Consider the following 23249-nt stretch of genomic DNA (forward strand, 5'->3'; position numbering starts at 1 on the left):
GGGACACCGGGTGTGCGTCCTGTCTTTAGCTGAATTTATTAAGCGCTCGCAATCCGGAACAAATCAGCGCTGGGGGCGGAGTATAGGCGCGTCGGGAACTTCAGCGTGTCAGCACGCCGGCTTTGAGGAGCTCGCGCCGGCTGGGTGTCCAGATGTCGTCGTGCGGTGTTTCGAGCACGCGACGGATGAAGGCTTGCGGCAGGCCTGCCTTGGCATACACCTCGGCGTCATGGGCTTCGCTTTCGCCCTTGGCGTTCTGGCCGGGCGCGCGCCCTCGGTGGAAGCCAAGCACCGCCCCTTCGCCCAACGTGCGGTCGATCCCTGCGAGAAATGCGACCGTGCAGGCCGAATGGCATTCGGTGTCGACACGGGTGCTGAGGCCGTAGCGCCGGATCACTGCCGCCATGCGCTCGCCTTCGCGCATCCAGCCCCCCGGGGATTCGAGGCGCACGGTGGTGACGCGGGGCGCGTCGGCAATCACCTGGTCGAGCACCCGCGAGGCGCCTTCGTTGACGCCGCCGGTGTACGAGACTACCCGGCCCTCCTCCAGCAGCACCACTTCGAAGTCCTCGGCGGGCTGCTCGCCCCGCGCAATCGCCCAGTGTTCGCGAAGGGCCGGGCGGAGCTCGATGTATTCGCGCATCGTGCCGACTGCTCCGAAGGCGAGCGAGAGCATTGCCAGGATGGCCCAGAAGCGCCCGCCCCGGCCGAAGAGGCTCTTCATCGCCGACATCCAGGCACCGGCGAGCGACCAGGCAGTGATCAGCAAGGCCACGCACAGGTAGACCAGCAGCGTCATCGACGCATGGCGCGCAGCATGATGCTCACCCACCTTCTGGATGGCGTAGATGCCCAGCCACGATGTGCCCCAACCCAGCAGCACGGTGTGCAGCCAGTACGAACGCGCGAGCGAATAGTCGCCCTTCAGGTGCTTGATGGCCAGGCCCGGCTCACGGCGGCGCCGCGCGGTGGTGTTGTTCGGCATTCGTTCTCCCCTTGCGGAGGATTATCGCGACGCCTCAGCCCAGCTCCCGGCTGGCCAGCGCCGCCGCCGCAGCGCGCGTCTCCACCCCGAGCTTCTCGAACACATGCTCCAGGTGCTTGTTGACCGTGCGCGGGCTCATGCCGAGGATGTCGGCCACGTCGCGGTTGGTCTTGCCCTTGGCCACCCACGACAGCACCTCGGCTTCGCGCGGCGTGAGCGCCGCGGTGCTCAGGCGGCTCGGCATGGCCGCTTCGGGCGAGCGCCGCTGCAGCAGCAGCATCTGCTCGCCGAGGCCGACGGCGCCGAGGTTGCGCAGCAGCAGCGCGTCGCTCGCGTGCTCGTGGGTCTGCCCTTCGGTGAGCCAACGGCGCCAGGCCGGCGGCAGACCCTCTTCGCCGGGATAGAACTCGCGCATCCACGCCGCGGCCTGCGGTGAGCGCCACGCCACGCGCTGCTGCGCGTCGATCACCAGCACGCCGTGGCCGCCCACGTCGAGCGCGTCGCGTGCGAGGCGCGCCACACGGGCGTTGCGCAGGTGCGTGGCCAGGCGCGCCAGCACCTCCTGTGCACGCACGGGCTTGACCACGTAGTCGACACCGCCGCTCTCGAAGCCCTCGACGATGTGGGGCGTCTCCGACAAGCCCGTCATGAAGATCACCGGCACATGCGCGAGCGCGGCATCGGCCTTGATGCGCCGGCACACCTCGAAGCCCGACAGGCCGGGCATCAGCGCATCGAGAAGGATGGCGTCGGGCGAGACGAGCTCCAGCCGCGCGAGCGCCGATTCGCCGTCGTGGGCCACCACCACGCTGTAGCCGTGTTCCTCGAGCGCGAGGCACACCGGTCCGAGCGACTGCGGCGCGTCGTCGACCAGCATCACGACGCCGGCGAGCCGCGTGCTGGCGCTCGCGCTCACAGCGGCACCTCTTCTTCGGTGGCGCGGCCCTGCAGGTTCTTCACCAGCTGCTGCAGCACGCCTTCGAGGTCGTAGCGGGCGACGAGTTCGGCCAGGCGCTGCAACTCCGGGGCGCACTCGGCGTGGGTCTGCAGCGCGCTCTCGACGGCGGCCTTCAGCCCCTGCACATGGCCGAGCCGCGCGAGCCGCATCAGCTCGCCCACGAGCTGCGCCGGCAGCGACGCTTCCACGTCGGACACCACCGAGCCGGTCCACGCCGGCATCGCGAGTTCGGCCAGCCATTCGAGCTGCAGGTGCCGTTGCAGGGCCGCGAGCAGCTCCGACTCGATCACCGGCTTGTCGACGAAACCCTGCACGCCGGCCTCGGCCAGCTTGTCGGGCTGGTTCTCGAAGGCGTTGGCCGAGACCATCACGATGGGCAGCTGCGCAAACCCGGCGTGGCGGATGCGGCGGGCGGTCTCCCAGCCGTCCATGTCGTCCATTGACACGTCGAGCAGCACCGCATCGGGCGGCTGCGCGAGCACGCTCTCCAGGCATTCGCTGCCGCTGGCCGCCTCGCGGATCTGGAAGCCCAGCGGCACCAGCATGCCCACCAGCATCTGCCGCTGCGTCGGCTGGTCGTCGACCACCAGCAGCGTGCGCCGCGGGCCCACGTAGCCCGTCACCGGCCGGTGTGGCAGGCGCGGCCGGGTGGGCGCGCTGACCTCGCGCAGGTACAGCCGCACGCTGAAGGTGCTGCCCTCGCCGGGCGTGCTCTTGAGCGTGAGCTCGCCGCCCATCAGCTGCGTGAGCAGGTGCGTGATCGTGAGGCCGAGGCCGGTGCCGGGGTCGCCGGTGCGACGGCCCGCGCTGCCGCGCTCGAAGGGCAGGAAGATGCGCTCCTGGTCCTGCGCGGCGATGCCGATGCCGGTGTCGATGACCTCGAAGCGCGCCACCTCGCGGCGGTGGTCGAGCCTGAGCGTCACGCTGCCGCGGTCGGTGAAGCGCACCGCGTTGCCGAGCAGGTTGATGAGGATCTGCCGCAGCCGCCGCGCGTCGGCGTTCACGTACTGCGGGATGCGCCCGCTGGTCTCGAGCTTGAACGCGAGCCCCTTGGCCTCGGCCTGCGGCGCCACCATGCGCACCAGGTCGTCGAGGAACTCGTGCATGGGCAGCGGCGCGGGGTCGAGCCGCAGGCGGCCGGCCTCGATGCGCGCGAGGTCGAGCAGGCCGTCGATCAGGCCGTGCAGGTGTTCGCCGCTGCGGTGGATGGTGGCGACCGAGGCGCGCCGCGCGCCCTGCACCTGCTCGTCCTTCAGCAGGATCTGCGCATAGCCGAGGATGCTGTTGAGCGGCGTGCGCAACTCGTGCGTCATGCCGGCCACGTAGCGTGTCTTGGCCTGGTTCGCCGCTTCGGCGAGGTCTTTCGCCTGCTGCAGCGCGGCGTCGGTGCGCTGGTGGGCCTCGATCTCGCGCGTGAGCAGCAGGTTCTGGCGGTTCGACTCGTCTTGCGCCATGTGGCGGCTCTCGCTGCCGAGCACGATCCACCATGCCCCCACCGCGGCCACCAGCGAGAGCAGCGCGAACACCTTGAGCAGCGGCGCCTGCAGCAGCACCTGCTCGCCGGCGTGCAGCACGCGGTGCTGGTCGTACACCACGCCGAGGATGACCGCCAGCAGGCCGATCAGCGAGGCGAGCACCACGAGGTAGTGCGCCACGCGCGAGTTCACGCGCGCCGCCAGGCGCTCGGGCAGCACGGTGGCGAGCGCCGCGCTCACCTGCTCGGCGGCGCGCGAGTTGGTCTTGCAGCGGTCGTGGCAGCGCGACTCGAGCGTGCAGCACAGCGAGCAGATCGGCGCGTCGTAGGCCGGGCAGTGCGCCATGTCTTCCGACTCGAAGGTGTTCTCGCACACCGAGCACTGCACGTTCTGCCCCGGCGCCCAGCGTGTGAGGTTGCGCCGCGCGAGGTAGTAGCGGCCCCGCGTGGCCCAGGCCAGCAGTGGCGAGAGCACCATCGCCGTCGCGAGCGCGATGAAAGGCGAGAAGGCTTCGGCGGTGGGCCCGAGCACGCCCGCGTAGGCCACGATCGCGACCACCGCCGCGGTGAGCATTGCGCCCAGGCCCACCGGGTTGATGTCGTACAGGTGCGCGCGCTTGAACTCGATGTGCTTCGGGCTCAGGCCGAGCGGCTTGTTGATGACGAGGTCGGCCACCAGCGCGCCCACCCAGGCGATGGCCACGTTGCTGTAGAGCCCGAGCACCCGCTCCAGCGCCTCGAAGACGCCAAGCGTCATGAGCAGCACCGCGATCAGCACGTTGAAGACCAGCCACACCACACGCCCCGGGTGGCTGTGCGTGAGGCGCGCGAAGAAGTTGCTCCACGCCAGCGAGCCGGCATATGCGTTGGTGAGGTTGATCTTCACCTGCGAGACCACGACGAAGAGCACGGTCGCCGCGAGCACCCATCGGGCATCGTCGAACACGTAGGCGAAGCCGGCGAGGTACATCTGCGTCGGCTCGATCGCCTTGCTCGTGGGCACCTGGTGCTGCAGGGCGAGGAAGGCGAGGAAGGCGCCGCCCAGCATCTTGACCATGCCAAGCACGATCCAGCCCGGGCCGGCCACGAGCACCGCCGTCCACCAGCGGCGCTGGTTGGCCGCCGTCTTCTCGGGCAGGAAACGCAAGTAGTCCACCTGCTCGCCGATCTGCACCACGAGCGAGAAGGCAACGGTGGCCGCCGCGCCGAACATCAGCCAGTCGAAGCCGCTGCTGCCCGAGGCGCGGCCCACGAGGCCGGTGAAGTCGGCATACGCCTGCGGGTTCTTCGCCAGCACCCACACGAAGGGCAGGGCGAGCAGGAAGAGCCAGAGCGGCTGCGTCCACGTCTGCAGGCGCGAGATGAGCGTGATGCCATACATCACGAGCGGCAGGATGCCCAGCGACGACAGCAGGTAGCACCACCCGAGCGGCCAGCCGAAATACATCTGCAGTGCGAGCGCGAGGATGGCCGCTTCGAGCGCGAAGAAGATGAAGGTGAAGCTCGCGTAGATCAGCGAGGTGAGCGTGGAGCCGAGGTAGCCGAAGCCGGCGCCGCGGGTGAGCAGGTCCATGTCGACGCCGTACTTCGCGGCGTAGACGCTGATCGGCAGGCCGGTGAGGAAGGTGATGAGGCCGACGACGAGGATGGCCCACAGCGCATTGGAGAAGCCGTAGTTGATGGCGATGGCGCCGCCGATGGCTTCGAGCGCAAGGAACGAGGTGGCGCCGAACGCGGTGTTGGCCACGCGGAACTCGCTCCACTTGCGGAAGTGGCGCGGCGTGTAGCGCAGCGCGTAGTCCTCCAGCGTCTCGTCGGCGACCCAGGTGTTGTAGTCGCGACGGATGCGAAAGATCTTTTGCGTGGCCCCGGACACAGCTCGTACTCCTGCTCTTGCCAGCGTCAATGCAAGAAGCGAACCCAGCGGGCCGAGCGCCGGGCCGCTCCCAAGCCGGCCCGCATCCCCTCGGGGGATCGGTCGGCGTACCCGTCGACCGAGGGGCTGTCGTCCTCTACGTTGAATGACGTATTCGCCATACGCAGGGGTTCCGGGACAGTGACATCAACGCGATCAGGCACACGCCGCACAAGGCTGGTGCCACTCGCACGATTTCTTCACCACCACTGCCCGCCAGGAGCACCGCCATGTCACGCGACCAAGACCGCACCCCCGACGCCCAACGCCGCCGCCTGCTGCAAGGCGCCGCCGCCCTGCCGCTGGCGGGGCTGGCCGCGCCGGCCTTCGCCCAGCAGTACCCGACCGCGAAGGTGAACACCACCAAACTCGCCGTCACCGACACCGAGGTCACGGTGGGCCAGCTGCACTCGGCCACCGGCACCATGGCCATCAGCGAGACCGGCTCCATCCAGGCCGAGCAACTCGCCATCGACCAGATCAACGCGATGGGCGGTGTGCTCGGCCGCAAGATCAAGGTCATCAAGGAAGACGGCGCGAGCGACTGGCCGACCTTTGCCGAGAAGAGCAAGAAGCTGCTCGTCAACGACAAGGTCGCCGCCGTCTTCGGCTGCTGGACCAGCGCCTCGCGCAAGGCGGTGCTGCCGGTCTTCGAGAAGGAGAACGGCATGCTCTATTACCCGACCTTCTACGAAGGCCTGGAGCAGAGCAAGAACGTCATCTACACCGGCCAGGAGGCCACGCAGCAGATCCTCTGGGGCCTCGACTGGGCCAACAAGGAGAAGAAGAGCAAGAGCTTCTTCCTCATCGGCAGCGACTACATCTGGCCGCGCACCAGCAACAAGATCGCGCGCAAGCACATCGAGAACCAGCTCAAGGGCAAGGTCGTCGGCGAGGAGTACTACCCGCTCGGCCACACCAACTTCAACTCGCTGATCAACAAGATCAAGGTCGCCAAGCCCGATTGCATCTACGCGGTGGTGGTGGGCGGCTCCAACGTGAGCTTCTACAAGCAGCTGAAGGCTGCGGGCATCACGTCCGACAAGCAGTTCCTGCTCACCATCTCGGTGACGGAAGACGAGCTGCTCGGCATCGGCGGCGAAAACACGGCCGGCTTCTATGCCTGCATGAAGTACTTCCAGTCGCTCGACAACCCGAACAACAAGAAGTTCGTCTCGGCCTTCAAGGCCAAGTACGGCGACAAGGCGGTGATCGGCGACGTGACGCAGGCCGCCTACCTCGGCCCGTGGCTGTGGAAGGCGACGGTCGAGAAGGCCGGCAGCTTCGACGTCGACAAGATCGCCGTCGCCTCGACCGGCGTGGAGTTCAAGGAGGCCCCCGAGGGCTACGTGAAGATCCACGAGAACCACCACCTGTGGAGCAAGGCACGCATCGGCCAGATGACGGCCGACGGGCAGTTCAAGCTGGTGGCCGAGTCACCGAACCTGATCGAGCCCAACCCCTTCCCCAAGGGATATCAATAGGCCACCCCCTACGGCCTGACGGCCGCCCCCTCCAGGGGGCAACACCAGTGGACCGGCAAAGCCGGCTCCACGGTGTTCGCCCCATGTGGCCCGGCCCTCCGGGCGGGCATTCGGTAGCGCAGGACTCATGCGATGACGTTCTCTGAATTCATGAACATCGGGCTCATGCAGGGCTTTGCCGGCCTGAGCCTCTTCTCGGTGCTGCTGCTGATGGGCCTGGGCCTGGCCATCATCTTCGGGCAGATGGGCGTGATCAACATGGCGCATGGCGAGTTCATGACCATCGGCGCGTACACCATCTTCCTCGGCAGCACGCTCACCGAGAAGTTCGCGCCGGGCTTCACGCCCTACTACTTCCCGGTCGCCATCCTCGTCGCCTTCGTGTTCGCGTTCATTGCGGGCTGGCTCGTCGAGTGGGCGCTGATCCGCCACCTCTACAAGCGCCCGCTCGACACGCTGCTGGCCACGTGGGGCGTGAGCCTTGCGCTGCAGCAGTGCTTTCGCACCGGCATCGGCCCGAAGGAAGTGAGCCCCACGCTGCCCGAGTGGCTGATGGGCTCGTGGGCACCGAAGGAAGGGCTCGACATCCCGATCAACGGCCTCTTCGTGCTCGCGCTCACCGCCGTCGTCACGGGCGGTGTGATGCTCGCGCTCTACAAGAGCCGCTGGGGCCTGCGCGTGCGCGCCACGGTGAGCAACCGCCAGATGGCCAACGCCATCGGCATCAACACGAAGAAGACCGACCGGCTCACGTTCGCCATTGGCTGCGGCATCGCCGGTGTGGCCGGCGCGGCCTTCACCACCATCGGCTCGACCGGGCCCACGAGCGGCTCGCTCTACATCGTCGACGCCTTCCTCGTCGTCACCTTCGGCGGCGCCGCCAGCCTGCTCGGCACCGTGGCCTCGGCCTTCGGCATCGCACAGACGCAGTCCATCAGCGAGTTCTTCATGACCGGATCGATGGCCAAGGTGCTCACGCTCTCGCTGATCGTGCTGATCCTGATGGCGCGGCCACAGGGGCTGTTCGCGGTGAAGGTGCGGCGCTGACCTGCAGTTCTCTGGAGTACCCGAATGATTCCCTTGAAGAAGTGGTTGTTGAAGCCCGGCACGGGCAGCACGCTGATCCTCGCGGTCTTCCTGCTCGCCGTGCTGCCGCTCACGCTCGACGTGTTCCGCCTCAACCTCGTCGGCAAGTACCTCACCTATGCCTTCGTCGCCATCGGCCTGGTGATGGTGTGGGGCTACGGCGGCGTGCTGAGCCTCGGGCAAGGTGTGTTCTTCGGGCTCGGCGGTTATGCGATGGCGATGTTCCTGAAGCTCGAAGCCAGCGACCCGGTGAGCACCAAGATCCAGAGCACGCCGGGCATCCCCGACTTCATGGACTGGAACCAGCTCACCGAGCTGCCCACCTTCTGGATCCCGTTCAAGAGCCTGCCCTTCACGCTCGTCGCGGTGATCGCCGTCCCGACGCTGCTCGCCTTCATCATCAGCTACGCGATGTTCAAGCGCCGCGTGGGCGGGGTGTACTTCGCGATCATCACGCAGGCGGTGGCGCTGATCCTGTCGGTGCTCATCATCGGCCGGCAGGGCTACACCGGCGGCGTCAACGGCATGACCGACCTGAAGACGCTCGTCGGCTGGGACATCCGCACCGACAGCGCCAAGGTCATCCTCTACTACGTGTGCTGTGCGCTGCTGCTCGCGAGCATCGTGCTCTGCGCCTGGGTTCAGAAGAGCAAGCTCGGCACGCTGCTGCTCGCGATGCGCGACAAGGAAGACCGGGTGCGCTTCTCCGGCTACGACGTGGCGATGTTCAAGGTCGCCGTGTTTTGCCTCGGCGCGGCGCTCTCGGGCATCGGTGGTGCGCTCTTCGCGCTGCAGGTGGGCTTCATGTCGCCGAGCTTCGTGGGCATCGTGCCGTCGATCGAGATGGTGATCTACGCGGCGGTGGGCGGGCGCATGAGCCTCGTCGGCGCGGTGTACGGCGCGCTGCTGGTGAACGCGGGCAAGACGCTCTTCTCCGAGACCTTCCCCGACCTGTGGCTCTTTCTGATGGCCGCGCTTTTCATCGGCGTGACGATGGCCTTCCCGAACGGCTTGGCCGGCCTGGTCGAGAGCCACCTGAAGCCGTGGTGGCAGAAGCGCCAGGCCGAGCGCCGCTCGATCCGCGAGCGGGTGGCGGCGGCGCAGGCCTCCTACCCCGAGCCGCCGGCGCCGCGCCCCGCACCCAAGCCCCTGAACCCCACGCTGAGCGGCCAGCAGGCCTGAGGAGGACCGCCCCATGAGCAATACCGACTTCGCATTGGCAGTCGAAGACCTCACCGTCAGCTTCGACGGCTTCAAGGCCATCGACGCCCTCACGCTCTACATCGACAAGAACGAGCTGCGCGTGATCATCGGCCCCAACGGCGCCGGCAAGACCACGCTGCTCGACCTGATCTGCGGCAAGACCAAGGCCAGCGCCGGCAGCATCAAGTTCAAGAACGAAGAACTCACCAAGCTCGCCGAGCACACCCGCGTGCGGCGCGGCATCGGCCGCAAGTTCCAGACACCCTCGATCTACGAGAACCTCACCGTCTTCCAGAACCTCGAGGTCTCGTTCCCGAAAGGCCGCTCGGTGCTGGGCGCGCTCTTCTTCAAGTGCAGCGACGAGGTGAAGGCGCGTGTGCAGGTGGTGGCCGAGGAAGTGGGCCTCGCCGAGATGCTCGCGATGGAAGCGGGCCTCCTGAGCCACGGCCAGAAGCAGTGGCTGGAGATCGGGATGCTGCTGATGCAGGAGCCCGAGCTGCTCATGCTCGACGAGCCCATCGCCGGCATGAGCGCGCGTGAACGCGAGCTCACAGCCGAGCTGCTCAAGCGCATCTGCGCCAACCGTGCGGTGATCGTGATCGAGCACGACATGGATTTCGTCAAGCAGATCGCGCACAAGGTCACCGTGATGCACCAGGGAAAGATCCTCGCCGAGGGGTCGATGGAGAAGGTGCAGAACGACCCCAAGGTCATCGACGTCTACCTCGGCCATTGAACAGGACCCTCACATGCTGAACGTCAAGGACCTCTACGTCGCCTATGGCCAGAGCGAGGCGCTGCACGGCATCTCGTTCGAAGCGAACAGCAAGGAGACCGTGGCCATCATGGGCCGCAACGGGATGGGCAAGACCACGCTCTTCAAGTCGCTGATGGGCGTGCTGCCCACCAAGAGCGGCAGCGTGCAGGTGGCGGGCAGCGAGATCAGCCACGACGAGAGCTACCGCCGTGTCGCGAAAGGCATCGCCTACGTGCCCCAGGGCCGCATGATCTTCCCGACGCTCTCGGTGGAAGAGAACATCCAGACCGGTCTCGAGAACGCGAAGCACAAGCGCATCCCCGACGAGATCTACGCGCTCTTCCCGGTGCTGTGGGACATGCGACGCCGCAAAGGCGGCAACCTCTCGGGTGGGCAACAGCAGCAGCTCGCCATCGCCCGCGCGCTCGTCACCGACCCCAAGGTGCTGCTGCTCGACGAGCCGACCGAGGGCATCCAGCCGTCCATCATCAAAGACATCGCAAAGGCGCTCAACGAGATCCGCAAGCTGCGCGAGATCACCATCGTCGTGAGCGAGCAGGTGCTGAGCTTCGCGATGGACGTGGCCGACCGGCTCTTCGTCATCGAAGGCGGCCGCCTGGTGCACGAAACCAAGCGTGCCGACACCGACGTCGCGCACATCAAGCAATACCTCTCCGTCTGACCCATCCACCCTGCGAGGAGCCCCACCATGCCCGAGACACTCATCAAGGTCGACCTGTCCAAGCCCGCCCCCACCAACGAAGGCGTGCACAACCGCTGGCACCCCGACATTCCGATGGCCTGCTGGGTCAAGCCCGGCGACGACTTCGTGCTCGAGACCTACGACTGGACGGGCGGCTTCATCAAGAACAACGATTCCGCCGACGACGTGCGCGACATCGACCTCACCACCGTGCACTACCTGAGCGGCCCGGTGGGCGTGAAAGGCGCCGAGCCCGGCGACCTGCTGGTGGTGGACCTGCTCGACATCGGCGCCAAGGACGACAGCCTCTGGGGCTTCAACGGCTTCTTCTCGAAGAAGAACGGCGGCGGTTTCCTCACCGAACATTTCCCGCAGGCGCAGAAGTCGATCTGGGACTTCCACGGCATGTTCACCACCTCGCGCCATGTGCCGGGCGTGAAGTACGCCGGCCTCATCCACCCCGGCCTCATCGGCTGCCTGCCCGACCCGAAGATGCTGGAGATGTGGAACACGCGCGAGCAGGCGCTCATCGACTCCGACCCCGCGACCAGCGGCCTGGCCAACCCACCCTTCGCCGGCACGGCGCACATGGGCAAGCTGAAGGGCGATGCGCTGACGAAGGCCGCCGCCACAGGCGCGCGCACCGTGCCGCCGCGCGAGCACGGCGGCAACTGCGACATCAAGGATCTGTCGCGCGGCTCGAAGATCTTCTTCCCGGTCTACGTCGACGGCGCGGGCCTGTCGGTGGGCGACCTGCACTTCAGCCAGGGCGACGGCGAGATCACCTTCTGCGGCGCGATCGAAATGGCCGGCTGGGTGCACATGAAGGTCAACCTGATCAAGGGCGGCATGGCCAAGTACGGCATCAAGAACCCGATCTTCAAGCCGAGCCCCATCACCCCCACCTACAACGACTACGTGATCTTCGAAGGCATCAGCGTCGACGAATCGGGAAAGCAGTACTACCTCGACGTCAACGTGGCCTACCGCCAGGCCTGCCTGAACGCGATCGAGTACCTGAAGAAGTTCGGCTACTCGGGCGCGCAGGCCTACAGCATCCTCGGCACGGCGCCGGTGCAGGGCCACATCAGCGGCGTGGTCGACGTGCCGAATGCGTGTGCGACGCTGTGGCTGCCGACGCAGATCTTCGACTTCGACATCAACCCGAACGCCGCGGGCCCACAGAAGTTCATCGACGGCTCGATCCAGATGCCGCTCTCGCCCGACCTCGTCTAGGAGCGACGCGCATGCCGACCTACGACTACGCCTGCGCCGATTGCGGCGGCTTCGATGCGTTCCGCACGCTGGCGATGCGCAACGAGGCGGCGGCCTGCCCCGACTGCGGCGCGCCCTCGCCGCGGGTCTTCGCCACCGCACCGCGTCTCGGCCTGATGGAAGGCAGCACGCGCCGCGCGATGGAGACCAACGAGCGCGCCCGTCACGAGCCCAAACGTTCGAGCGACTACGCGCGGCTCAAGCACCCGGCCGGCTGCGGTTGCTGCTCGACGGGCGCCTCGCGCAAGGCCACCGTCACCGCGCCCAACGGCGCCAAGGCCTTCCCGAGCAAGCGGCCCTGGATGATCAGCCACTGATCAGCGCAGCGCTGCGTTGAGGAAGGCCGTGATGCGCGGGCCGGCGGCGGCCTGCCATGCGGCGCGGTCGAAACCGTCCGGGTCGGCGGCCGGGTCGAGCCCGGGCGGGCCGAGGCGGCCGGTGCCGGTCTGGAAGATCGCGTGGTGGCCGGCACGCTCGTCGCGGTAGCAGGTGGCCTTGGGCAGCGCGGCACACAGCGCCTCGGCGTGGATGCGCGGCACGAGGTTGTCGTCGAGCGCGCCGTATTGCACAAGCAGCGGCACGCTGATGCCGGCGAGCGACTCGGCCGCCAGGCCCATCTCGAGCGGCGAGTCGGCCACCACGGCGCGGATGCGCGGGTCGCGCCGGTCGACCGGCTGGCCGGGCTCTTGCGGCGCCGGCGCGGGCTGGGCTTTCGTGAAGCCTCCTTGCAGGCACATGGTCACGTCGTCGTCCAGGCCCCGACCTTGCACGCTGCAGTGACGCGCGGGACGCGTCGGGTCGGGCCGGGCACCGGCCAGCGCCAGCACGGTGTGCCCACCGGCCGAGGTGCCGACGGCGGCGATGCGCGTGGCGTCGATCAGCGGCGCCCAGCGCTCGCTGGCGAGCAGCTGGTCGAGCACCTTCGTGAGGTGGCGTGGCCGCTCGGTGAAATAGATGGGCCGGCCCTTGGCGCTCATGTCCTGGTAGTTGGAGCCGGGGTGGCGGATCGCCACCACCAGGTAGCCGGCCGAGACCAGCGTCTCAGCCAGCCAGGCGTGGCCGATCTCGGTGCCGCCGTTGCCGTGCGAGAACAGCACCAGTGGGTGGCGGCCCGGGGTGGGCGGGGCGCCGAGCGCGGCCTGGACCTGGAACGGGCCGAAGCGATGGGCCTCGCTTGATGCGGCGGTCGGGTACCAGACCATGCCGGGCACCGTGTCGGCAGCGCCGTCAGCCTTCTGGACGGTCCAGCTCTCGCGCTGCAGGCCGACCTGGGCCGAGGTCTGCGAGGCACACAGGGCGGCCAGCGCCAGCCCGGCGAGTGTCGAAGCGAAGCGGAATGTCATGCGGTTCTCCTGGGGCGTCGGGTGGGAATGAAGCCATTCTTTCCACCCCAGGAGGGGGCCGCGAGGTGCGTGCGACGAGGCGCTGCGGGCCGGCGCGAAACGCCGGCCCGTGGGCGCGAGCCGAGCGCTCAGCGCGCGTTGGCGCGCGGCTGGGCTTGCGGTGCCTGCGGCACGGCGCGCCCGCCCACCCCCATCCACCAGCGCAGCTTGGGCGCGGCGGCGGTGCTGCTCATGCGCCGCTCGGTGGCGGCGGCGGCCGTGGGCGTGCCGCGGTTGTAGAGCACCGACACGCCGGCCTGGGCGATGTCGACGCGGCCGTCGCCGTTGAGGTCGCCCACCGCCAGGCCGTGCGGGTTGGCGCTGCCGTCGGTGCCGTCGAAGCGTTGCTCGGCCTGCAGCGTGCCGTTGGCGGCCTGCAGGTAGACGCCGACGCTGCCCCAGCCGTCGTGCGCGACCACGGCGTCGAGGCGGCCGTCTTGGTTGAGGTCGGCGATCTCGATGGCGCCCGGGTAGTCGAGGCTTGCCAGCGTGACCGGCGGTGCGAGCGTGCCGTCGGTGCGCTGGTAGAAGACCGAGAGCGCAGCCGGCGCCGCGCCGCCCCAGGTGACGGCGAGGTCGCGGCGGCCGTCGCCGTTCAGGTCGCCGATGGCCACGCCGCGTGCGGCCCAGGTGCTGTCGACCGACAGCGTGAGCGGTGTGCCGTAGCGGCCATCGGCCTGCTGGTACAGCACGGCGATGGAGCGGGCCGCATCGCCGTTGGGCGCGCTCACCACGATGTCGGGGCGGCCATCGCCGTTGAGGTCGCCCACGTCGAGGTCGCCGGCGGTGAAGACGTCGCCGCCCCCTGCCGTTGCCGGGTAGAAGGTCGGCAGCGAGATGCGGCCGCCGACCTGGTACCACACCGCCATCTGGCCGGTCTGTGCGCTCGTGCCCACCAGATCCGCCAGGCCGTCGCCGTTGAGGTCGGCGGCACGGATGCGGTGTGACTCGGAGTAAGGCAGCCAGTTGCCGCTCGCGAGCGTGCCGTCGGGGCGCTGCAGGAAGATCTCGACCCCGCAGCCGCCTTGGGCGATGGCCACGTCCTTGCGGCCGTCGCCGTCGAGGTCGGCAATCGCGAGCGAGCTGGCTTTGCACTCGCTGTAGCTGGCGTTCGAATAGCGCACCGGCGCGGCCAGCGTGCCGTCGGGTTGCTGCAGGTAGACCACGAGCTTGAAGTCGTTGGCGGGGTCGAACGACAGATAGGTGGTCATCACCACGTCGTCGAGGCCGTCGCCGTTCACGTCGCCGATGGCCACCGCTTCCGGCGCGAAGAGCGGCTGCACGAGCGTCGGGTAGCCGAAGAGGCCGGGGTCGGTGCCGAAGCTCCAGGGCTGGCTCATCATCACCGGGTTGCCGTGCAGGTCGGTGATCGCCGGGTCGAACTGCACCTGGTAGCGCGTGGCCCGCTGCAGCGGGGCCTGCGGGCGGATGGTGAGGGTGCGCGGGTTGACGAGCGTCACGGTGGCCGCGACCTCGGTGCCGGTGGCGGTGTCGAAGAGGTGCACGTGGCCGGGCACGGTGTTCGCGGCCAGCGCTTCGCTGAACTCGGCGCGCAGCACGGCGTCGAGTGCCACGTCGCCCGCGTCGCGGGCCGGCGACAGCCGCACCGCGGTGGGTGCTTCGGCCTCGACGGTGAAGCTCCAGCTGCGCGGGCGCAGCGCGTTGCCGGCCAGGTCGACCAGCCCGGCGCCCAGGCGGATGGTGTACACGCCGCTCGGCCACGGCTCGTAGGGCACGAAGGTGAGGCGGTTGCCGTTGAGCGAGAGGTTGCCGAAGACCGCGCGGCCGTTCGCGTCGGTGACGGCCACGCTCGTGGGCACGAGCGCATCGGCATCGAGCGGCTCGCTGAAGTCGACGTTCACGACCGTGCGGCTGCCGTTGAGGCTGCGCGGGGCCGGGTCGAGCGCGGTGACGGTCGGCGCGACCGCATCGCTGCGCCGGCCGCCCACGCGGTAGGCGAGCAGGCTCTGGCTGGTGTTCTGCACGGCATCGCCGTCGCGGAAGACGCCGCGGCTGCGCACGAGGCCCACGTTGGGCGCGTACCAGTCGTCGATGGTGGCGGTGATGGTGGAGCGTGTGGCGGTGGCCGATGCAACGAGCGTCTGCTCGATGCGGGTGCGCAGGTGCGCGGTGCGGGCGAAGCGGCCGGCCTCGGTTTGCGTGAGCAGTTCGAAGCCGACCATGGTCACGTCGGAGCGCACGCTGAGCTGGTCGTTGCGGCCATCGCCGTCGATGTCGACGCCGGAGTCGACCGTGCGGTCGACCTGCACGAAGCGCTCGCCCGGGGTGAGCGGGAAGCGCATCACGTCGAGCGGGCCGAGCGCCTGCAGCACCGGGCCGGCGTTCGGGCCGGGGACCTGGCGCACCGCGTGGCCATTGACGGCGAAGTTGACCTGCTCGAAGGGCGCGAAGCCCGGCACGTTGTGGCTGATGACGCTGGTGTCGATCTCGCCCACGCGCTCGCGGCCCGTCACCTTGAACTTGAGCTGCCCGCCGTCGCCGGTGCGGTAGACCCACTGGTCGTGGCTGCCGAGCGGGAAGTATTCGCTGCCTCGGCCGAGCAGGCCATCGAGCCCGAGGCCTTCGGGGTCGTCGATCCCGGGGGCGGTCTGGTCGGTGCCGCCGGGCGCGGCCGTGCCGTCGTCACCGCCGCCGCCGCAGCCTGCCAGGAGGCCCGCGACCACCAGAGAACTCATCAGAAAACGCTGCACACGCCATGTGCCAGCCAAGCTTGACAACACCATCGACCACCTCGGAAGGCAACAGGTGATGAAAATTTTGGCAGTCGCTTCTCCCCCGTGCGGAAGACCCTACCACCCGACTCTAGGGATGGCGGGCGGGGCCGAGCAGTGCGTCCCCGGCAAGTGCAACGATTCGTATCGTTTCGCCGAGGGTTTACGCGGCCACTTGGGCGGTGCGCGCGCCTTGCAGCATGGCGGCGAACACGGGCTGGCGTGAAGCCACGGCTTCGGCGCTGCCGTGGTCGACCACGCGTCCCTCCGCCATGAAGACCACGCGGTCGAAGTGATGCAGCAGGCCCATGCGGTGCACGGCCGCGATGATGCAGGCCTGCGGGAAGGCCTCGCTCAGCCGCTCGTGCACCATCTGTTCGGTGAGGGCATCGAGCGCACTCGTGGGCTCGTCGAGCAGCAGCACGCTGCTGCCGGCCGCCGCCAGCGCACCGCGCGCCAGCGCCACACGCTGCCGCTGGCCGCCTGAGAAATTGCTGCCGCGTTCCGACATCGGCGTGTCGAGCCGCTGCGGCAGCGTGGTCAGCACCATGTCGAGCGCACTCACGTGCAGCGCGCGTTGCAGGTCGGTGTCGGGCGTGTCGGCGCCGAGGGTGATGTTGTCGCGCAGGCTCAGCTCGAAGACCTCGGCCTCCTGCGGGATCAGCGTCGCGAGGTCGGCCAGGTGGCGCCGGCCGAGCTGCGGCACGCCGTCGACCGACACATGGCCCTGCTCGGCGCCGTAGAGCCCGGCCAGCACCCGCAGCAACGTGCTCTTGCCGCAGCCGCTTGCGCCCACGAGCGCGATGCGCTCGCCGCGGTGCAGGCTCAGGTGCACGTCGTGCAGGCCGCCGCGCTCGTGGCCGGAATGGCGGTAGGCGAGGCCCTGCAGGTCGATGCGCTGCCAGGCGGCGCCGGTGGCGCGCTCCACCACAGGCACCTGCGGCGCCTGCCAGATCGGCGCGGCGCTCGCGAAGTCGGTCTGCGTGCGCGCGAGCGTCTGGTAGTTCGACGCCATCGCGCCCAGCACGTTGGCCGCCTGCTGCGCGTACTGGTAGATCATGAAGAGGCTGCCGATCAGGAGCGGCGCGCCGCTCGCCGCACCGTGCGCCGACCAGGCATAGACCACCACCAGCCCCCAGCTCAGCGAGACGGTGAGCACGTCCACCGCGCACCACTTCCACTCGTTGAGCACGATGCTGCGCCGGAGCGGCTCGAAGACCGCGAGCAGCCGGCTGTCGAGCAGCGTGCGCGTGGCCTGCTGCAGCCGCAGGCTCGCGATCGAGCCGATGTTGCCGACGAAGTCGAGCAGGCGCGCGGAGTAGCCGCGCTGCGCCTGGTTCTCGCGCGCGGCGAGCGCCATCAGCGCGCCATCGAAACGCACGATGGCCACCGCGATGGCCACGAAGCCCACCAGCGCCAGCCCGCCGGTGAGCGGCGACAGCAGCGCGAGCGCCGTGAGTGGGCCCGCCACGTTGATGAAGTTCTGCAGGTAGATGAACTGGCTCTCGGTGAAGTTCGACAAGGCCGAGCTGGCCTGCCCCACGCGGTGCTGCAGGTCGCCCGAGTGGTGGCGCTCATGCCAGGTGAGCGGCGCGGCCGTGAGGCGCCGGTACAGCGCATCGGCCACGCTGCGGCGCACGCGCAGCGCCACCGAGCGCTCCATCACCCGCGCCGGGCCGTGGAAGCACCACACCGCGGCCTGCAGGCCGAGAATGGCCGCGATCCACAAGCCTGCCCGCGAGAGACCGGCCGCACCGGCGACCTGGATGCTGTTGATCGCCTGCGCCGCCATCCACGGCATCGCGAGCTTGAGCAGCTGCGAGCCGCCCAGCATGGCGAGTGCTCCCACCATGCGCGCCCTGACCCCGGCCGCATGCGCCCAGGCATGGCGGTACAGCTGCACGAGCGGGGTGGGTGAAACGACGGTGGACGACATGGGCGCAAGCGGTGTGAAAGGGCCAAAACGGCCAGCCTGCCACTGTAGGACGGCGGGCCGAGCGTGCGCAGTCGGGCGGGCGCCACGCGGCCTGTCCGAAGTTCCCTTACACACCGGGCCGCTTCGCGGCGGTGCCATCATCGACGCATGCTCAAGACGCTGAAAGACCTCTTCGACAGCCTGTGCCCGCCCGCGCCGGCCGCCGACCCCGCCACCGCCGAACACGCGCTGCAGCTCGCCACCGCGGTGATGCTGGTCGAGGTCATGCGCGCCGACCCCGGCTTCCACGCGGGCGAGCGCGAGGCAGTGCTGGCCGGCTTGCGCGACAAGTTCTCGCTCTCCGACGACGAAGCGCAACGCCTCACCGAGCTCGCCGAAGACGCGGCCCAGCGCGCCACCGATCTCTTCAGCTTCACCTCGCGCATCAACGAGCGTTTCGAGATGCCGCAGAAGCTGCGCATGATCGAGCACATGTGGCGCGTGGCCTACGCCGACGGCCACCTGAGCGCCCACGAGCGCCACGTGCTGTGGCGCATCGCCGACCTGCTGCACGTGCCGCAGGGGGCGTATGTAAATGCGCGGATGCGGGCGGAGAAAGAGGCCGGCGTCGGGTGACACGCCGCCACAGGCTCAGCGCATGGTGTTGAGCGCCAGCAGCCGGCGCTGCATGCCTTCGCAACTGAGGTCGAAGCCCTGCGCGGAGTGCACCACGGCCACGCCGTGCGACGCCGACCACACCGCCTCTGCGCTCAGGCCGGCACTGAGCGCGAGCGTGCGTTGCAGCGCCGTCATCTCCGGGCCGAGGGCCTTGTCGACCAGGTGCGGCAGCCGCCCCACATGCACGTCGGAGCGTGCCGCGAGCGCGGCCAGTTGGAGCGCTTCGTCTTCGGCCTGAGGCTCGTCGCGCGCGCGGGCTTCGGCGGCGAGGGCCTGCCAGGGCACGGCGTTGTCGGGGTCGAGGCGCACCCATTGCGCCGTGCTGAGGAGGTTGCACGAGCCGCCGCCGGGCCCGTGCCGGCCGGTGCAGGCTTCGAGCGCGATGGCGTAGACGAAGGGGTCGCGGGACGCGGCAGCGAGGCGGGCGATCTGCTCGATGCGGCTCGTCACCTCGCGCCCGCGCAGGCGGGCGCCCATCCAGAGCGCCGCGGCACGCACCTGGTCGTCGTCACTGGCCAGCATGAGCGCGTCCATCGCCTCCAGCGCCGAGCGGCGCACGTCGAGCGGAATGCGCTGCACAGGGTCGGGGTCGTCGGGCGGCAGTTGCACCTCGCCGTAGCCGCAGACCTCGGCCGTGCCGAGCGGGCGGCGCTGCGGTTTCGCAGGCGGGACTTTGAGCACCGGCGGGCGGGTGTAGGGCGCGGCGGGTGTCGAGGGGGTGACGGCCATCGCCACGGGCTTGGGGGTGGCTGCGGGCTCCACAGGTGCATCGGGGCCTGCGGCTTGCGCCAGCCACAGCATCACCCCCACCGCACCGGCCGCGACCGGCACGGCCCATCGTGGGGTGCCGTGTTGTCTCCGTTCTTGCATGGCCTGACCTCATGGGGCGAGCCTGCGTGCAGGGTGGCACAGCGGCTCGCCGGAGGCAACTCCCCCGCAGATCAGCAGACTCGGCCGAGCCTCGGCAGAATCGTCGGGTTCCCACCCTGTCACACCACCATGCGCACAGCCGACGATTTCAACCAGCGCGCCGCGCACAACCTGCCCGGCCACCTGGGCATCACCATCACCCACGGCGGGCCGGACGTGATCCACGCCGAGATGCCGGTGCAGCCGTTCCTGATGGCGCCCAACGGCTTCCTGCACGCTGGCAGCGTGGTCACCCTGGCCGACACCGCCGCCGGCTTCGGCTGCCTGGCCAACCTGCCGGACGGCGCGGTGGGCTTCACCACCATCGAGCTCAAGTCCAACCACCTCGGCACGGCGCGCGACGGCACGGTCGAGGTGACCGCCACGCCCGTGCACAAAGGCCGCAACACGCAGGTGTGGGACTCTGTCGTGAAGCACCGCGAGACCGGCAAGACGGTCGCGCTCTTTCGTTGCACGCAGATGGTTCTGTATGGCAAGGGATGAGTGCGCCGGCATGAGCGCCGCGCTCGCCACCATCTACAACCACCGCGCCATCGACGAGCGCCTCGGCAGCTCGGGCCAGCCGAGCGTGAAGCAGCTGGGCGACATCGCCGAAGCCGGCTACACCACCGTCATCAACCTCGCGCTGCACGACGACCCACGCTATTCGCTGCCCGACGAAGCCGGCACGGTGGCGTCGCTGGGCATGCGCTACGTGCACATCCCGGTGCAGTTCGGCGCGCCGATGCGCGAGGACCTCAAGGCCTTCTTCGATGCGATGGACGGCTGCCGCGGCGAGAAGGTCTGGGTGCACTGCGCCGCCAACCTGCGCGTCACTGCGTTCCTCGGCCTCTACTGGGCACTGCGCGAGCAACGGCCTCGCGAGCAGGCCTTTGCACTGATGCGCGAGGTCTGGCGCCAGCCCGACCCGGTGTGGGATGCCTTCATCGACGACGCGCTCGCGTCGCCGCCCTGAGGCCATGCGGCGAATGCTGACCAGCCTTGTCGTCGTTGCCCTGCTGGCCTACGGGGCGGCCTGCGCGGCACTCTTTTTCTTCCAGCGCTCGCTGCTCTACTTCCCGCAGCCGGCGCATGTCGACACGCCGCACGTGCCGGTCGACGGCCGGCCGGGGGTGGTGGCCAGCCACCGTGCGCTCGCGGGCGCGCAGGCGGTGCTGTATTTCGGCGGCAACGGCGAAGACGTGACCCAGAACTTCGCGCCGCTCGCGCAGGCCTTCCCGCAGCATTCGCTCTACCTGCTGCACTACCGCGGGTACGGCCGCAGCAGCGGCAAGCCCACCGAGGCCGACATCGCCGACGATGCGCTCGCGCTCTTCGACCAGGTGCACCGGCAGCACCCGCAGGTCACGGTGATCGGCCGCAGCCTGGGCAGCGGCGTGGCCACGCGGCTCGCGAGCCAGCGGCCGGCGGCGCGGCTGGTGCTCGTGACGCCCTACGACAGCATCGAAGACATCGCCGCGGCGCGCTTTCGCGTCTTCCCGGTGCGCTGGCTGCTGCTCGACAAGTACGCCTCGTGGCGCTACGCCGCGCAGGTGCAGGCGCCGACCACGGTGCTGATGGCCGAGCACGACGAGGTGATCCCGCGCGACAGCACCGAGATGCTGATGACCCGCTTCGCTGCCGGCCGCGCCACGTTGCACGTGCTGCCGGGTGCCGGCCACAACGACATCTCGCTGGCCGCGGACTATGTGCGCCTGCTCGGCGGCGCGCGCTGAGCGTCAGGCGTCCAGCCGCTCGTAGCCGGCGTCACCCGGCGACACCACCGAGATGAAGCGCAGCGGCTGTCGGCCGTGGTTGTACACGCCGTGCACACAACCACGCGGCGCCACCACCACGTCGCCTGCGTACACCTCGCGCGCCGTGCCCGCATGGTCGAGCCGGTACTGGCCGGTGCCGCTGAGGATGGTCCAGGTGTCCTGCCCGGCCGGGTGCACATGCGCCGGGATGCACTGGCCCGGTGCGACGTGCCACGCCACGATCACCGCATCGGCGTTCTCGACCACCACGCTGCGCAGCGGCTCGCCTTCGGCGGTGGGCTGGAAGAACTCGGCGCTGGGATAGATGCGGTCGGTGTGCATGTGCGGCGCGCTCGCAAGAAGCAGGCCGCGCTCCGGCTCCTGTCAGCCCAGCGTGTCGGCCCAGATGTTGCGCGCCCAGCCCGCCGCGAACGCCGCCTCGGCTTCGTTGCGCTGCACCGAGACGCCGCCCGAGCCGGGCACCGGCTTGAAGGTGGCTTCCGCCGCCACGTACTCGTGCACGCTCGCCACGTGGATCGCGCTCGTGTCGCCCACGTGGCTGTAGCAGGTGTTGGTAAGCATCGGGTGCGGGTTCACCGGCTCGCCGCGCAGGCGCGCGACGATGGCCGCCGCCGCCACCTTGGCGTGCGCGTTGGCCATGTGGGCGCTCTTGGGCATGCCGCCCGCGGCGAGCACCGCGTCGCCGAGCACGTGCACGTCTTTGGCGGCGGTCGACTCGAAGGTGAGCCAGTCGACCTTGCACCAGCGGCCGGCGTTCATCAGCCCGCTCTCGGCGGCGATGGAGTTGGCGCGCATCGGCGGCAGCAGGTTGAGCACGTCGGCGCGCACGTCGTCCTGCACTTCGATGCGGATGCGCTGGCCCTCCACGGCAACCACCTTGTGCAAGGGCCGGTACTCCACCATGCCCGGATACAGCTCGGCCCAGGCCTTCTTGAAGAGCGCCGGCTTGGAGGTGACGTCGGGGTTGGCGTCGAGGATCAGCACCTTCGACTTCGGCTTGGCGCGCTGGAAGTAGGCGGCGATCACGCTCGCCCGCTCGTAGGGCCCGGGTGGGCAGCGGTAGGGCGACTCGGGCACCGAGATCGCATACACGCCGCCGTCGGGCATGGCTTCGAGCTGGCGTCGCAGCGCCGCCGTCTCGGGCCCGGCCTTCCACGCCTGCAGCACCTGGCCGCTGGCGTGCGCGGCGCGCAGGCCGGCGATCTCGTCGAACAGCAGCTCCACGCCGGGCGAGACCACCAGCGTGTCGTAACGGAGGCTCGAACCACCGGCGAGCGTGACCGTCTTGGCCGCGGTGTCGAGGCGCGAGGCGCTGTCGCGCACCCAGGTCACGCCGTGGCGCGAGACGAGCGTGTCATACGGGCTCGTGATGTCGGACAGCTGGCGCAGGCCGCTCAGCACCAGGTTCGACACCGGGCACGAGACGAATCTCGGCTGCGGCTCGACGAGCACCACGTCGACCTTCCCCTCGGACAGCAGCCGCACATATCGCGCCGCGGTCGCGCCGCCGTAGCCACCGCCGATCACCACCACCTGCGCACGAGACGGCACGCGCTGGCCCGTGGTGCCGCAGGCCGCCAGCGTGACGGCCGCACCGCTGCCCAGCAAGAGATTGCGGCGCCTCATGGCGACACCCTCGGCAGCGCCGCGAAATAGGCGGCGAGCTGCTCGATCTGCTCGGGCGTGTAGCCCTTGGCGATCTGGTGCATCACGGTGGCGGGGCGGCTGCCGTCGCGAAACGCGTTGAGCTGCGCTTGCAGGTACTGCCGGTCCAGCCCGCGCAGGCTCGCCATGCCGGCGCCGCCGACGGCCTGGCCATCGGTGCCGTGGCAGGCGGCGCAGGTGGCGGCGAGCGAGCGTGTCGCCAGCGGGGCGGTCGTCTGCGCCTGGGTGCCGGAAGCCGCCAGGAGGCCGGCCAGAAGAATGCCCGCGTGTCGTCGTCTCGCCATGCGTTGGTCTCCGCGTCGTGAGGCGCCGCATCTTGCGCCGTACCGGGCCCGCCCCCTGTCACGTCA

The 23249-nt window shown here is 69.4% G+C and carries 21 protein-coding genes; 11 read left to right on the forward strand and 10 right to left on the reverse strand.

Translation table 11 applies throughout. From position 1 onward, the window contains the following. Positions 1 to 100 precede the first annotated feature (100 nt). The 3 genes from RXV79_RS01205 to RXV79_RS01215 are packed head-to-tail and all read right to left on the reverse strand — an operon-like array spanning position 101 to position 5293. Positions 101 to 985: a COG3904 family protein gene (locus RXV79_RS01205; RefSeq protein WP_316701513.1), complete on the reverse strand. Its 885-nt coding sequence runs from the start codon at positions 983 to 985 to the stop codon at positions 101 to 103. Positions 986 to 1019: 34 nt separating this feature from the next. Continuing rightward, on the reverse strand, positions 1020 to 1862 hold the full coding sequence (locus tag RXV79_RS01210) for a response regulator (RefSeq protein WP_316704219.1): 843 nt from the start codon (positions 1860 to 1862) through the stop codon (positions 1020 to 1022). 35 nt (positions 1863 to 1897) lie between these two features. Then, entirely contained in the window at positions 1898 to 5293 is a 3396-nt protein-coding gene (locus RXV79_RS01215; protein ID WP_316701514.1) for a hybrid sensor histidine kinase/response regulator, read from the reverse strand. Positions 5294 to 5562: 269 nt separating this feature from the next. On the opposite strand from RXV79_RS01215, the gene urtA reads away from it, so the two are divergent. The 7 genes from urtA to RXV79_RS01250 all read left to right on the forward strand — a co-directional run bounded on the left by urtA (position 5563) and on the right by RXV79_RS01250 (position 12157). Next, the gene (gene urtA / locus RXV79_RS01220; protein WP_316701515.1) at positions 5563 to 6816 is read left to right on the forward strand and encodes an urea ABC transporter substrate-binding protein; all 1254 of its coding nucleotides are present in this window, start codon (positions 5563 to 5565) and stop codon (positions 6814 to 6816) included. A gap of 132 nt (positions 6817 to 6948) precedes the next feature. Then, positions 6949 to 7863: an urea ABC transporter permease subunit UrtB gene (gene urtB / locus RXV79_RS01225; RefSeq protein WP_316701516.1), complete on the forward strand. Its 915-nt coding sequence runs from the start codon at positions 6949 to 6951 to the stop codon at positions 7861 to 7863. Positions 7864 to 7887: 24 nt separating this feature from the next. After that, positions 7888 to 9084, forward strand: coding sequence for an urea ABC transporter permease subunit UrtC (urtC, locus tag RXV79_RS01230; protein ID WP_316701518.1), 1197 nt, complete (start codon positions 7888 to 7890; stop codon positions 9082 to 9084). A gap of 13 nt (positions 9085 to 9097) precedes the next feature. Then, positions 9098 to 9841: an urea ABC transporter ATP-binding protein UrtD gene (gene urtD, locus RXV79_RS01235; protein WP_316701520.1), complete on the forward strand. Its 744-nt coding sequence runs from the start codon at positions 9098 to 9100 to the stop codon at positions 9839 to 9841. A 13-nt stretch (positions 9842 to 9854) separates the two neighbouring features. After that, entirely contained in the window at positions 9855 to 10544 is a 690-nt protein-coding gene (urtE, locus tag RXV79_RS01240; protein WP_316701522.1) for an urea ABC transporter ATP-binding subunit UrtE, read from the forward strand. A gap of 27 nt (positions 10545 to 10571) precedes the next feature. After that, on the forward strand, positions 10572 to 11801 hold the full coding sequence (gene fmdA / locus RXV79_RS01245) for a formamidase (protein WP_316701523.1): 1230 nt from the start codon (positions 10572 to 10574) through the stop codon (positions 11799 to 11801). A gap of 11 nt (positions 11802 to 11812) precedes the next feature. Further along, positions 11813 to 12157, forward strand: coding sequence for a zinc ribbon domain-containing protein (locus RXV79_RS01250; RefSeq protein WP_316701524.1), 345 nt, complete (start codon positions 11813 to 11815; stop codon positions 12155 to 12157). Here the strand turns inward: RXV79_RS01250 and RXV79_RS01255 are convergent, their stop codons facing one another. The 3 genes from RXV79_RS01255 to RXV79_RS01265 form a co-directional block, all read right to left on the reverse strand. After that, complete coding sequence (locus tag RXV79_RS01255) at positions 12158 to 13183, reverse strand: alpha/beta hydrolase family protein (protein ID WP_316701525.1); 1026 nt, start codon at positions 13181 to 13183, stop codon at positions 12158 to 12160. Positions 13184 to 13311: 128 nt separating this feature from the next. Continuing rightward, on the reverse strand, positions 13312 to 15918 hold the full coding sequence (locus RXV79_RS01260) for an FG-GAP-like repeat-containing protein (RefSeq protein WP_316701526.1): 2607 nt from the start codon (positions 15916 to 15918) through the stop codon (positions 13312 to 13314). 199 nt (positions 15919 to 16117) lie between these two features. Next, positions 16118 to 17890 (reverse strand): ATP-binding cassette domain-containing protein, encoded by a 1773-nt coding sequence (locus RXV79_RS01265; RefSeq protein ID WP_316701527.1) that lies wholly within the window; start codon positions 17888 to 17890, stop codon positions 16118 to 16120. Between the two features lie 147 nt (positions 17891 to 18037). Between RXV79_RS01265 and RXV79_RS01270 the strand changes: the two genes are divergently transcribed. Beyond that, the gene (locus RXV79_RS01270; RefSeq protein WP_316701529.1) at positions 18038 to 18505 is read left to right on the forward strand and encodes a tellurite resistance TerB family protein; all 468 of its coding nucleotides are present in this window, start codon (positions 18038 to 18040) and stop codon (positions 18503 to 18505) included. Positions 18506 to 18520: 15 nt separating this feature from the next. On the opposite strand, the gene RXV79_RS01275 is transcribed toward RXV79_RS01270, so the two are convergent. Then, on the reverse strand, positions 18521 to 19417 hold the full coding sequence (locus tag RXV79_RS01275) for a hypothetical protein (RefSeq protein ID WP_316701530.1): 897 nt from the start codon (positions 19415 to 19417) through the stop codon (positions 18521 to 18523). Between the two features lie 129 nt (positions 19418 to 19546). Here RXV79_RS01275 and RXV79_RS01280 point away from each other — a divergent pair, with 129 nt between their 5' ends. Genes RXV79_RS01280 through RXV79_RS01290 form a run of 3 tightly spaced genes read left to right on the forward strand, consistent with a single transcriptional unit; the run spans position 19547 to position 21192 of the window. Further along, a complete protein-coding gene (locus RXV79_RS01280) occupies positions 19547 to 19960 on the forward strand; it encodes a PaaI family thioesterase (protein ID WP_316701531.1) in 414 nt (137 codons plus the stop codon). 10 nt (positions 19961 to 19970) lie between these two features. Beyond that, complete coding sequence (locus RXV79_RS01285; protein WP_316701532.1) at positions 19971 to 20432, forward strand: protein tyrosine phosphatase family protein; 462 nt, start codon at positions 19971 to 19973, stop codon at positions 20430 to 20432. A gap of 13 nt (positions 20433 to 20445) precedes the next feature. Continuing rightward, positions 20446 to 21192, forward strand: coding sequence for an alpha/beta hydrolase (locus RXV79_RS01290; RefSeq protein ID WP_316701533.1), 747 nt, complete (start codon positions 20446 to 20448; stop codon positions 21190 to 21192). A 3-nt stretch (positions 21193 to 21195) separates the two neighbouring features. On the opposite strand, the gene RXV79_RS01295 is transcribed toward RXV79_RS01290, so the two are convergent. The 3 genes from RXV79_RS01295 to RXV79_RS01305 are packed head-to-tail and all read right to left on the reverse strand — an operon-like array spanning position 21196 to position 23183. Beyond that, complete coding sequence (locus RXV79_RS01295; RefSeq protein ID WP_316701534.1) at positions 21196 to 21555, reverse strand: cupin domain-containing protein; 360 nt, start codon at positions 21553 to 21555, stop codon at positions 21196 to 21198. Between the two features lie 42 nt (positions 21556 to 21597). After that, on the reverse strand, positions 21598 to 22860 hold the full coding sequence (locus RXV79_RS01300; RefSeq protein ID WP_316701535.1) for an FCSD flavin-binding domain-containing protein: 1263 nt from the start codon (positions 22858 to 22860) through the stop codon (positions 21598 to 21600). Then, complete coding sequence (locus RXV79_RS01305; RefSeq protein ID WP_316701536.1) at positions 22857 to 23183, reverse strand: c-type cytochrome; 327 nt, start codon at positions 23181 to 23183, stop codon at positions 22857 to 22859. The genes RXV79_RS01300 and RXV79_RS01305 overlap by 4 nt, the downstream gene beginning before the upstream one ends. Between the last annotated feature and the right edge of the window lie 66 nt (positions 23184 to 23249).

The sequence above is a fragment of the Piscinibacter gummiphilus genome (assembly GCF_032681285.1).
In the GTDB taxonomy this organism is placed as follows: domain Bacteria; phylum Pseudomonadota; class Gammaproteobacteria; order Burkholderiales; family Burkholderiaceae_C; genus Rhizobacter; species Rhizobacter gummiphilus_A.